Genomic DNA, 12,240 nt, shown 5'->3' with positions numbered 1-12,240 from the left:
TGGCTTTCCAAGCTATAGCAACCCATTGGTTAACAACAAAGAGAGCTGCAACTTTAACCTCGCCTCAAGGGAGGGGAGCCCGAACTTGCAAGGAAAATCATCATTGTGCTATGGCTTTCCAAGCCATAGCAACCCATTGGTTAACAACAAAAAGAGCTGCAACTTTAACCTCGCCTCAAGGGAGGGGGGGAACTAACTTGCAAGGGAAATCATCATTGTGCTATGGCTTTCCAAGCCATAGCAACCCATTGGTTAACAACAAAAAGAGCTGCAACTTTAACCTCGCCTCAAGGGAGGGGAGCCCGAACTTGCAAGGAAAATCATCATTGTGCTATGGCTTTCCAAGCCATAGCAACCCATTGGTTAACAACAAAAAGAGCTGCAACTTTAACCTCTCCTCAAAGGAGGAGGAGAACTAATTTACAAGAGATTATAGGATTAATCACCTCATAATGATGCATGATGAATAATGAATTATACATTATCAGTTATGCATTAATATAATTCAACATTACACATTAAACACTCAACATTATGAAATTTCCTTCTTTCTACGCCAATAAATATCCGCAATAGAGCACGAAATTCCATGCAAAAAGGAAGACGGTGAGGGCCAAGGTGACTGCCCGCACCACATAAAGTGCTGCATCATGGCGCTGAAGTGTCTTGAAAAGATAGGCCATGACAATGGGGAGTACACACAACCAATGGGCACCCATGATGTAAACTTCATTGAGACCGAAGCCAAGCACCACATGAATCAGCATGTCGAATGCCCAGAACGACAGGGCAAGCCACATCAGACGCGCACGCCGACCACACCATATTCCGCCTAAAAAGAGCAGTACGACAAGGGCTTCAACTATGTAGTTGACGGCAAACCGATAGTTGACGATGAGCGGACGGGCGCGAAGTGTGTCTTGCAGAAGGTGGTCTTGATGCAACTGAATGGTTTCACCGAAGAGGTTTTCAACAATACTTGGCACGCGCGGAGTCGTGATATCAGTCCACTGACTGAACTCACCCTTGGCAATAGGTTTGCCTGTATGCTGGTTCCAAGGCTGCTTATGGTCGGCAATATACTTCTCTCTTGCCTTCTGTTTTATCAGCAGTTGAATGCTCTTTTCAATCTCCACAGAGTCTTTCAGCCGTGTAGTATCGCGAAAAGCGCGGGCAAGTTGGGCATGTTCTTCAGCCACTTTAACGGCCTTAGCATGCTCTCTCGCCTCAAAACCAGGGCGTTCATAATGGTTCCATTCAAGTCGGGCGAGTTCCCAAAGCATAGCCGAAGGCAGGAGTATTGCCAGCAGAAGATTGGCCGGACGCCAGAAACGGCGACCGTTCACAAAGCAGTTGGCGAGGAATATCTTGATGCCGTTGTTGAGCGATATGCCTGCCGTGAGGATGAAAAACAGCACCGTCTGCCATTTCGTGAACATCATCTTGCGTTTTATTTTCTTGCCGGCGACATAGAGAGTCAACAGCAACATGAACATCGACAGTGCAAAATGATCGGGCACACTGACAGAAACCATCACATAGGCAAAGCTGAAAAACAGCAGCGAAAGCAATGAACTGTCAAATGGTTTCAGTTCGATGACCTCACGAAGAATGCGATAAAGAAAAAGGAAACTGTAGAAACAACAGAATATCAACAGGGCAGCTACGACGATTTGTGCACAGTTCAGTCCTGTGAGTTGCATCAGACCTTGGTTGATCTGATTAGGAATAAACATGAAAAACGCCAGCAGAGGGTGGCGATAAATATTGTAGACAGTGCCCCACTCGGATACAATTTCATAGCTTAATGGGTCGAACCCCGAGATATGAAACGTGCGGACGAAGAGTTTATGATAGTCGGTTGCAATCTGAGAGAACCTGTCAAAGTACTTATAAACCACAAAACCATTGAGCACAATGGCATAGATGAGCATGGCAAAAGCCAGCCACCGCTCTTCTTTCTTTACCTTGAAGATGCCGAATATCCTTTTCATTTCTGACGATTTTGCCTGTAAATTTACGAAAAAGAAACGGTTGCTGCCCTCTATTTCTCAATCAAACACACCGCATAAGCCGACATTCCTTCCTCCCGTCCGGTAAATCCGAGCTTCTCTGTTGTCGTGGCTTTGATAGAGATTTGGTCTTCATCAATGCCCATAACCTTGGCCATACAGGATTTCATTGCGGGCACATGAGGATTGATTTTGGGGCGTTCGGCACAGATTGTAGCATCAATATTTCCCACACGATACCCCTTTTCGCCTATCAGTTCGACAACACGTTTCAAGATAATCTTACTGTCCATGTTGAGCGTTTTGTCACTCGTGTCGGGGAAATGAAAACCAATATCGCGCATGTTTGCAGCGCCAAGAAGGGCATCACTGACGGCATGCAGGAGCACATCGGCATCACTATGCCCCAGAAGTCCCATGGAATGGTCAATCTTTATGCCTCCCAACCAAAGGTCACGGCCCTCAACAAGTTTGTGGACATCAAAGCCCATGCCTACTCGAATCATTCTTATTAAATCAATGTTATTTAGGAAATGAAGTGATTGAAATCAGCTTCTTACTTCTTGAAAAGGTCTTTGATACCGTCCATATCAAAGGTCAAGGTGAAACGAAGTGTCTGGTCAAGCGGATTACTTTTAGCCGTTGCAATGACATAACCGGCATCAAGAGAGAAAGCACTCATCTTGAAACCGGCACCTACTGTGAAGTATTTTCGGTTGCCTTTCGTTTCACTTTCGTGGTGATAACCGGCGCGAAGAGAAAACTTATCATTATAGGTGTATTCGCCACCAAGGCTCCAACTCACCTCTTGAAGCTCTTCTTTAAATCCTCCAGGAGCATCGCCGAAACTCTTGAAAATGCCTGCAATGCTCGAAACATCATAGTAATCTTTCTGCAATCGCGCATCATAATCCACCTGAGATTCGTTCTCTCCCTGGATAGGACGCGTGGGAACAAGCAGCTTGTTGGCGTCGGCAGCAATAGAGAAGCGGTTATATTCGTCGACAGGTATCATCAAAGAAGCACCCAGACGCATATTTGTCGGGATGAATTCGCTATTGGTATCGCTGCCGAAATTAATCTTGCTACCAATGTTTGAGATATTCAAACCGATACCAAGTTGGCACTCTCGCTGACCGATATTAATGTAGTTCTGATAGTAAGCGGCTATATCTGCAGCGAAAGCACTACCGGGTGTGGTCTCCGAAGAATAGTCGTAAGTGAGGTCGGAGTATATCCAACGCAGGCCAGCTGCAATAGAAAACTTCTCACTAAGCAACAAAGAGTAAGCTACATCGAATGACATTTCATAGGGATTAATGGTCATTCCATTGCTTCCTCCAATCGACTCTTTCATTGTAACCTCGCCCATGTTGAAGTAACGGAGGGAAGTTGAGACCGCACTGAAGTCTCCGATGCGATAGTAACCGACAAGATTTGCGAGATACATATCATTGACTAACTGGCGCAACCAAGGCGTATAATTGAGCGAAACGCCGGCTCTACTGATCGTAAAAGGATATTTTGCAGGGTTCCAGTACTGTGAATTCACATCGGGATCTGTAGCAACTCCGACGTCACCCATACCTGCTGCGCGGGCATCAGGAGCAATAGTTTGTGAGGTAACGGCCGTATAAACGGGGTTGAATATGTCGGTTTTCTTCAGCTGTGCAGATGCTGAAAGCGTCATCAGCAGCATCAGTGAGAGAACCAAAGTCAATCTTTTCATCTTGTTTTTTTCTGTTTTTTATATGATTGATAAACGCCAGCTGCGGTTATTTATTGCCCACGACAATAAGTTTCTGCGCCTTACTTGCCTGCTCACTGCCCTCACATGCAATCTTTGCCCGATAGAGATAGATGCCTGTCTGCAATTGACTGCCCCCGTCAGTACGCAGATTCCAGTCGACAGTATAGGCATTTGAGGTGGGAACTCCCTGCTCCTTATGCCGCCAAAGCAGGCGTCCTGAGGTATCGAAAACCTCAAGTTCCACGTCCATTTTGCTGCCCACACGGTCGTGGTTGATGATAAAGCGCGTGCCTGTTCGGGCAGGATTCTGTGAAACGTCTACGCTGAAGAGGTTCGGGCGCAAGCCTTTTGCTATCTCAAAGTCAAGCCATGTGGTTGAAGAATTATTCAAAATGTCCCATGCCTTGAACTGTAAACGGTGCTTACCGGGTGCAAGTGGCGGGATGTTATAATAGGTGGAGCCACTTGTATAGCTGCCAAATTCATACTGAAAGTTATCATTCAGCACGTAAGTTTTATTCATATCGCCGTCGATGATGAGTTCAAGATTATGGCCGATACCACTTCCCGAAACGTTAATTCCGTCCTTATCGGTCAGTCGGGCCACGAAATAAGGCGTGCTGTTCACGCGTCCTCCGTTCTCAAATGAGGGCGAATTGAGGTAACAGTAGATTGAAGGGCCAATGGAATCATTGGTCAATTCGGCACTGCCTCCTACTAAAAAGCGATCGCAAGAACCATGAACGATATGATCATGGTCGTCATTAACGGCATAAACATTAATGAGACCATTGCCATTACTGTAGTTAATATCGCGGGGAACAGCAAAGGAAAAGCTGAATTTTCCGGCCTTCACACTGTCTGATCCCGTGAAGATGGTTGTCGGACGGTCGTAATATTGGAATGCATTCTCGGCCTCGGTATTATCGTTCAGCCTGCAAGTGACGAGCTCACGCGAGTCACGAACGGTCATCGTTGCTACGCCATTGAAAGGCTTGTCACTGTTTATATGTCCCGCAATACGAACGGTTCCGCCAGCCTTGATGACGGGTAACGGCGTAGTTCCTATGGCTATTCCATTGATCGAATCGACCACCGCCTGCGGTTTAGGTTGGTGCAATCTGAGTGCAGGGTCACCCAAAAGGGCATACTGAAGCTTATTACTCGTGAGGTCTTGTCCCGTAGTTATCATTTCCACCTGTGCCAAACGCGACGCCTCTCCGATTGTAGTTGCCTGTCCGTTTGTCGTTCCAAGCACATATTTCAGATAGGCCATGTTCATCGGTTTGTTGTATATGGCATACACGGTACGTGCAGTTCCGAAGAAAGCTACAGCCCCACCGCGTGGATTCAGCAATGCAGTTTCACCGATAGTTGCGGCAGTTCCGTCGAAAGGCATAATGTCACAAGAGGCTGTTATCCATAAAGGCAGGTTGCTGTTTGTAAAAGATGCGAAGTCATTGATACGCAAAACGCCCTCATGGGAAATCTGAATTTCAGAGCCATGACCTGCATAATCCATCACAAGTGCACCGCGGGCCTGCTGTTGCAAGATAGCTTTACGCACGTCAGGAAAGCTGTTTCCCGTTGCAGAAGTCTCTCTCTTATAGGCATCCCACATAATTTTCCTGACCACATATCCTTGATGTTGCGATGCCATTTCATCTGCTGCAGTGTTCGCATCATCCATATGTAGATTGTTATTGCCGTCGTCTCCCATGAACACTAACGTGTTCTGCCAAGCTCCGGCGTTTGCATTTGTGGCATAACTTATCGTCTTGTCGACCATTATCTTGGCTTCATCAGCCGTTGAAACAGGAAAGCGTCCCACGGCAACATCAGGCAGATCGCGTGCTTGCAAGTCGCCTCCTTCACCGTCATCCAACAGCCCAAAGAAGTTATCATCTACATAACATTCAACCTGATTAAATGAGTTTTCACTCTCATAACACAACAGATAATCATCAGGATTGAGTCCTTTCGTTTCATTGGTCAGCATGCGATTGTCCCAAACTCCGTCGCCGAAGAGCAACAGATAGCGTGGAGCATCATCGGCAGATGCCGCCCGATCGTAGAGCATCTTCAGGTAACGACGATACGCATTGGCATCGGGCGTACCGCTTGAAAACTCATTATAAAGCTCATCAGCAGGCACTATGTTGACGCGAAGCCCGTCTTTTTTCTCATGAAATTCCTTTAACCGCATTGCCTGTGCAGTAAGTTTACCCGACGAAGGCACGATGATGACCATGTCTGCCTGCGCATCTGCATGTCTGTTCTGATTGCCGACAACACCTACCAACTCAGGAACGGCGAAGTCGTTTGACTTGAAAATGGGGGCAGGAACCGCACCGTCCCAAGTGATTGACACATAATCCAACCGCACAGGGCCACCTGAAACGACTTTGATTTCCAAGGGCTTCAACTCATCGGTAGAGACAAACGGATAGACAGCACGGCGTTCGTTTCCCTTGTCATATTCAAGCAATCGGATTGGTAACCGACCGAGTTGGCGATCACCCATGTAGACTTCTACTTCGCTGTTTGAGCCTGCACTCACGGCAACACAAATTCTTCCACTGTCTGTTGCACGAGGTTTCCTGAGCTGAATCGACTTGCTTTGTCCCACAGCAATAGGCTCGGGATCAAACAGATTGCGTCCACCTTGATACCAGGCAAAGCCGTCACGCTCATAAAGGGAATGGTAATCATCGGCCGACGCATAGAAAGTTTTCAGGAAAGATGTCGTGTCCACAGGGGATGAAGTGACCTCGGTCTCTGTCAGAAAATAGTAACCATAGTCTGAATAAGGATTGCGGATACGTCGTACAGAATATTTACTTTCCCACGAAACAGGCCCTCGTGCATAGAAAAGATGCCTGCCATCAACTACGCACTGGGCCACTTCATGCAGGTCATCTCCTTTGACAAGGTCGGCTTCTGTCAGCACTTCATGCTGCAAATTGCCCCCATACCCATAGACATGTACCTTATTAATATCTGTGAAACCGGCCTTTCGAACGAGTGTTTCGGTGAGTTGATAGACACCGGATGACGGCACACGTATCTTCACCCAACGCCCATTGGCTAATACCGACTGCTTAGCATAACGGTCGGAAGGATTACTTCGCGTGGCAGGAAGATGACTGTAAGCCTTGGCTTTCGCCACAGCAAACGACTCCACTTTCAGCATGAAACTGGCCAAAATGCGGTAACGACCGTCGCGATATACGAATGGAAGGAACGAAACTACAAGTTCGGGACGCCGTCTGTTCATGGCAATGAACTGCTGAACGGGTGGCATCGCAGGTAAGGCTGCACCGGAAAGACGGTTGTAATGCTCGATATTACGCTGTGACATATCCACAAATTCAGGATAAACAATGCTCACCCGATAGACTGAATCACGGTAATCGCCATGCAGCGGTATGCTATATGCGAAACGAGGCAACACAGAATCAATCTTCACCTGTTCGTAAGTGAGATTGAAGAAGCGTTGCGAAGCCTGCAAACCGAGGCTCAATGACAACAACAATACGACAAGAATAAACTTTAAGAAGCGCCTCATAGCGGTGCGTTGTTGGTTGATGTGATGGTTGATAACTGTTATTTGCAATTGAATTCCAATACCTTTTGTTCCTCAAGATAGCCCTCAAGATGATCGTTAATCCTTACGGGACCGCAGCCCGTTGGACAGCCGGTATAGAGCAAGTCGCCTGTGCGGAGCGTGAAATATCGGCTGATATACGAGACAATCTCATCCACTTGGTGGAGCATATCGCCCGAATAGCCTTCCTGAACCGTAGTTCCATTGATGTCAAGATGAAAGCGAAGGTTCTGAACGGGCTTTATCTTATCCAAAGGAACGAATGTCCCGAGTGCGGCTGCACCGTCAAATCCCTTGCAAAGATCCCATGGAAGGCCTTGCTCCCGCAATCGACTTTGCAGTTCACGAGCCGTGAAATCAATGCCCACCGTCACCGCATCGTAGTATCGGGAGGCAAATCTTACGGGAACAGTCTTGCCCAATTTGCAGATGCGCACCACCAATTCGGTTTCATATTCGATGCTTCCGAGGTGGTCGGGGATAAAGAACGGCTTGCCGTCTTTCAGCAAAGCAGTGTCGCATTTGGTGAAAATGACGGGGTTCTCTGATTTAGAAAACGAGCCGGGCAGCGTTTTATTGTGCTGCATATAGTTCATGCCTACGGCAAATATCTTCATCTGTTGTGTCGTTTAATAACGTGGCACAAAGTTCGTTATAAATTCCCAAACGTGCAAGAAATTGGTGAGTTATGTTGTAAAAGGAGGGAGGAGAACGGGCAACTTTGTTGATATTGTTTACCAAAAAACAAGCTTTGAAAACATAGTGTAATAAATTTGACAAAACAAGTTCTTGCAGAATTTCCGGTAATTTCAGTCCAATAAAATGATAGAGAAAGCGACACAATCTAAGGCAGATTATCGTGTAATCTGCCTTAGATTGCGCGTTGCATTCATGTGATTTCATACGATAACAACAATCTTTATCTGTAACAAACTGACTGTCAGAAGCTTACTTAATCACTGAATTTCGCGCGTATTTCGGACAAAAGGATTTCCGTTTTCAAATGCGTAAATCCTACGAAGGCATTTGTTAAGTATTTTCAGAACATACAAGGCAGAAAACATACTGACCATGCTTAGCGGATTGCACAGGCTTAAAAAGCCTGTGAACCCTCACTAATTAGTCTGTAATCTCATTCTCCCCTCCTTCGGAGGGGCAGGGGGAGGCTCCACAATCTCACTCTCCCCTCCTTTGGAACTGTAGGTCGTTGTTCGTTAAGTGAGTAAGACGAAGAAAATAATGAGACAGAAAAGGCTCCGCAATCTCACTCTCCCCTCCCCTCGAACCGTAGGTCGTTGTTCGTTGAGTGAGCAAGACAAAGAAAATAATGAGATAGAAAAGGCTCCGCAATCTCACTCTCCCCTCCCCTCGAACCGTAGGGCGTTGTTCGTTGAATGAGCAAGACGAAGAAAATAATGAGACAGAAAAGGCTCCGCTATCTCATTCTCCCCTCCCCTCGGGAGGGGGCGGGGGTAGGTATCAGATGAGTCGGGGGTGGGTATCACTACTGCTGCATTGTCTTGCGTAATGCCTCTTTTTTCAGTTTTTCAGCGATATAACGAGCCTTGACATTGACATCGTTAATATCTTTTTTACGATAGTAACTGCGTGACACAAAGCCGTCACTGAGCACGAGAGAGTCCTGCCCTAAGTAGACAATGATACAGGTGTCTTTGCACGGATTGGTAATCGTGACGGTATTATCCTTATTATAAACAGGCGTCGCACTCTCTATAATAAGCTTTCCATTCCATATATGCCACCCCGTAAAGTAGCCTAATTGCGGATAAACTACAGGGCTTTCCTGCTCCAAAGACGACTGTTCGCTGACATAACCCACACTTTGTGCCGTCCATTGACGACGCAACCAGAAACCATATTCGCGTGGAATAAGATAGGTTTGCTTTATCGAATCGGGCATGTTGCGCATCATACGGCTCTGCAACCGCTTGCTCATCTTTTCGTAATCGCGCATCTGTGGCATGACGACATAGCACCAGATGCCTTTCAATTCGTCGAGATCAATCACCTCATCGGCCACGCGCTTGTCTTGCTTGCTGACTACAACACCAATCCAATCACCAATCTGAATGTCGCCCAACACACGACCGTTGCGATTGGCATCAATGATTTCATAAGACACAGGATCACGCCCATCGAAAGGCAAAAGCACGATGGTGGAGTCGTTACAGCCTTCACATGCAAGTCCATAGACAGTGCTGTCGCCTTTCATCTTCACTTCTTCATTCGGTTGTTCCTCCTGACTTGCGGTTGTTTTTGCCTTTTCACCACACGCCGTCAGCAGCAGAATGACGCACAAAATGGCTGCATATGTCTTCGTTTTCATAAGATTCTAAATTTTGTGCAAATATAAAGCAATAATTGCAAAAAATACATGTTATCATGCCGTTTTTGGATTTTTTTACCTAATTTTGCAGCCCGACGGGTTCTTGTTGCATTGTGGTTGAAATACACCGACAGGCAAGTGCCTTTTTTATTCAAAGGATATCAAATACATATTATAATCATATAATGGGAAAGAAAATACAGTTCAGTCTCGTCTATCGGGATATGTGGCAGAGTTCAGGCAAGTTCCAACCACGCAAAGATCAGTTGGAACGCATTGCTCCTGTATTTGTTGAGATGGGATGTTTTGCCCGTGTTGAAACCAATGGTGGTGCCTTTGAGCAGGTTAATCTCCTTGCCGGTGAGAACCCTAACGAGGCCGTTCGCGCTTTCTGCAAGCCGCTTCATGAGGCCGGTATCAAGACTCACATGCTGGATCGTGGCTTGAATGCCCTCCGCATGTACCCCGTTCCTGACGATGTCCGCGCCTTGATGTACAAGGTAAAGCATGCACAAGGCACCGACATCACACGTATCTTTGACGGTCTGAATGACGTTCGTAATATCAAACCTTCTATCAAATGGGCCAAGGAAGCAGGTATGACTGCACAGACAGCACTGTGTATCACCACCTCTCCTGTGCACACTTTGGAGTATTACACGAAGCTTGCCGATGAACTTATTGAGGCAGGTGCAGAGGAAATCTGCCTCAAAGACATGGCCGGAATCGGTCAGCCTGCATTCTTGGGTAAGCTGACTAAGGCTATCAAGACCAAGCATCCGGACATCATTATCGAATATCACGGACACTCAGGCCCAGGACTTTCAATGGCTTCTATCCTTGAAGTATGCAACAATGGAGCTGACATCATCGACACAGCTATCGAGCCTTTGTCATGGGGTAAGGTGCATCCTGACATCATTTCTGTATTGAGCATGCTGCGCAATGAGGGCTTCGAAGTGCCAGACATCAATATGAACGCCTACATGAAAGCACGTGCACTGACACAGGAATTCATTGATGAATGGCTCGGTTATTTCATCAATCCAGCCAACAAATACATGTCTTCTCTGTTGTTAGGTTGCGGACTTCCCGGTGGAATGATGGGCTCCATGATGGCTGATCTCGGTGGAATTCGCCAGACAATCAATAACCTTCGCAAGAAGAAAGGCGAGGAAGAACTCTCTATGGACGATATGCTTGTGAAGTTGTTCAATGAAGTTGAATATGTTTGGCCACGTGTAGGTTATCCTCCATTGGTGACACCTTTCAGCCAATACACTAAGAACATTGCCCTCATGAACCTGCTTACGATGGAGCAAGGTAAAGGCCGTTTCGTCATGATGGACGAGTCTATGTGGGGTATGATCCTTGGAAAGAGCGGTAAAGTACCTGGGAAAATCGACCCGGAACTCGTTGAATTAGCAAAGAAACAGGGGCGCGAATTCACTGATGTTGACCCAAGAACCCTGCTCACTAACGCGCTTGAAGACTTCAAGAAGGAAATGGATGAGAACGGATGGGACTATGGTCAGGACGACGAAGAACTCTTTGAACTGGCTATGCACCCTGAACAATACCGTAATTATAAAAGTGGTCAAGCCAAGAAGAACTTCTTGGAAGACCTTCAGAAGGCCAAGGATGCAAAGCTTGGAGCAAAGGTTAGCCTCGAAGAAGCAACCGCATTCAAGCACGCCAAGGCTGATGCTATCGTTGCACCTGTAAAGGGTCAGATCTTCTGGGAGTTCCAAGGAGACGGCGAAGCAGCTCCGGCTATCGAGCCATTCATTGGAAAAGAATACAAAGAAGGCGACACTTTCTGCTATATCTGCACGCCATGGGGCGAGTTTGAAGCTATTCCTGCAGCTCTCGGCGGACAGCTTGTTGAGATCAATGCCAAGCAAGGTTCCAAGGTAAGTAAGGGCGATGTGATAGCTTATATCCAGCGTCCCGAGGCAGAATAAGCCATGGATTATCAGGCAATCATTGATAAATACTATCCCGAAGACAATCAACTTCGGTATATACTTATGACACACAGCACGCTTGTTACTAAGCGTGCTGTGCGCATTTGTGACCTTCATCCGGAGCTTCTCCTTGACCGTCAGTTCATCATTGAGGCTGCCATGCTCCACGATATCGGCATTTTCAAATGCAATGCGCCTGGGATTTATTGCTTCGGAAGCGAGCCTTATCTCATTCACGGACGTATAGGTGCAGAACTTCTACGGGCAGAAGGCTATCCGAAACATGCCAGAGTATGCGAGCGTCACACGGGAGCAGGCATCACGAAAGAAGAGATTATACGCCTCAATCTGCCTCTGCCTCATCAGGACTTCCTGCCCGAAACCATGGAAGAAAAAGTCATCTGTTATGCCGACAAGTTCTTTTCAAAGACACATCCCGAAGTAGAAAAGACCATTGAACAAGCCGAACGAAGTCTTAAACGCTTTGGAGAAGAAGGCTTAGAACGCTTCAAAGGGTGGGAGAAACTCTTTGAATAAAAATATCTTTTAACGCTGAA

At 46.7% G+C, this 12,240-nt stretch carries 8 protein-coding genes; 2 read left to right on the top strand and 6 right to left on the bottom strand.

Features of this window, described 5'->3' with window-relative positions; genetic code table 11:
* Positions 1-551 precede the first annotated feature (551 nt).
* The 6 genes from EL210_RS04515 to EL210_RS04490 all read right to left on the bottom strand — a co-directional run bounded on the left by EL210_RS04515 (position 552) and on the right by EL210_RS04490 (position 9,716).
* Positions 552-1,994, bottom strand: a complete 1,443-nt coding sequence (locus EL210_RS04515; protein ID WP_018919910.1) for a DUF6080 domain-containing protein — start codon at positions 1,992-1,994, stop codon at positions 552-554.
* 50 nt (positions 1,995-2,044) lie between these two features.
* On the bottom strand, positions 2,045-2,518 hold the full coding sequence (gene ispF, locus EL210_RS04510; protein WP_018919911.1) for a 2-C-methyl-D-erythritol 2,4-cyclodiphosphate synthase: 474 nt from the start codon (positions 2,516-2,518) through the stop codon (positions 2,045-2,047).
* Between the two features lie 50 nt (positions 2,519-2,568).
* Positions 2,569-3,741: a type IX secretion system outer membrane channel protein PorV gene (gene porV, locus EL210_RS04505; protein WP_018919912.1), complete on the bottom strand. Its 1,173-nt coding sequence runs from the start codon at positions 3,739-3,741 to the stop codon at positions 2,569-2,571.
* Positions 3,742-3,787: 46 nt separating this feature from the next.
* Positions 3,788-7,330, bottom strand: coding sequence for a type IX secretion system sortase PorU (porU, locus tag EL210_RS04500; protein WP_018919913.1), 3,543 nt, complete (start codon positions 7,328-7,330; stop codon positions 3,788-3,790).
* A gap of 38 nt (positions 7,331-7,368) precedes the next feature.
* Positions 7,369-7,986, bottom strand: coding sequence for a fumarylacetoacetate hydrolase family protein (locus tag EL210_RS04495; protein ID WP_018919914.1), 618 nt, complete (start codon positions 7,984-7,986; stop codon positions 7,369-7,371).
* A gap of 887 nt (positions 7,987-8,873) precedes the next feature.
* Positions 8,874-9,716, bottom strand: a complete 843-nt coding sequence (locus EL210_RS04490; RefSeq protein ID WP_018919915.1) for a lipocalin-like domain-containing protein — start codon at positions 9,714-9,716, stop codon at positions 8,874-8,876.
* Between the two features lie 185 nt (positions 9,717-9,901).
* Between EL210_RS04490 and EL210_RS04485 the strand changes: the two genes are divergently transcribed.
* Positions 9,902-11,680 carry a biotin/lipoyl-binding protein gene (locus tag EL210_RS04485; RefSeq protein WP_018919916.1) on the top strand — a complete coding sequence of 593 codons (1,779 nt, stop codon included), beginning with the start codon at positions 9,902-9,904 and terminating at the stop codon, positions 11,678-11,680.
* A gap of 3 nt (positions 11,681-11,683) precedes the next feature.
* Positions 11,684-12,220, top strand: coding sequence for an HD domain-containing protein (locus tag EL210_RS04480; protein ID WP_018919917.1), 537 nt, complete (start codon positions 11,684-11,686; stop codon positions 12,218-12,220).
* The last annotated feature ends 20 nt before the right edge of the window (positions 12,221-12,240 follow it).

Origin of the sequence: Segatella oris, assembly GCF_900637655.1 — a bacterium.
Classification (GTDB): Bacteria; Bacteroidota; Bacteroidia; order Bacteroidales; family Bacteroidaceae; genus Prevotella; species Prevotella oris.
Note: the sequence above shows the minus strand (reverse complement) of the source record. Positions and strands in the feature narration are given on the sequence as shown.

What these genes read in the sequence shown, in the direction of transcription:
- EL210_RS04480 (WP_018919917.1), top strand. Translation starts at nt 11,684, where the DNA reads ATGGATTATCAGGCAATCATTGATAAATACTATCCCGAAGACAATCAA.
- EL210_RS04515 (WP_018919910.1), bottom strand. Translation starts at nt 1,994, where the DNA reads ATGAAAAGGATATTCGGCATCTTCAAGGTAAAGAAAGAAGAGCGGTGG.
- porV (WP_018919912.1), bottom strand. Translation starts at nt 3,741, where the DNA reads ATGAAAAGATTGACTTTGGTTCTCTCACTGATGCTGCTGATGACGCTT.
- ispF (WP_018919911.1), bottom strand. Translation starts at nt 2,518, where the DNA reads ATGATTCGAGTAGGCATGGGCTTTGATGTCCACAAACTTGTTGAGGGC.
- EL210_RS04490 (WP_018919915.1), bottom strand. Translation starts at nt 9,716, where the DNA reads ATGAAAACGAAGACATATGCAGCCATTTTGTGCGTCATTCTGCTGCTG.
- EL210_RS04485 (WP_018919916.1), top strand. Translation starts at nt 9,902, where the DNA reads ATGGGAAAGAAAATACAGTTCAGTCTCGTCTATCGGGATATGTGGCAG.
- porU (WP_018919913.1), bottom strand. Translation starts at nt 7,330, where the DNA reads ATGAGGCGCTTCTTAAAGTTTATTCTTGTCGTATTGTTGTTGTCATTG.
- EL210_RS04495 (WP_018919914.1), bottom strand. Translation starts at nt 7,986, where the DNA reads ATGAAGATATTTGCCGTAGGCATGAACTATATGCAGCACAATAAAACG.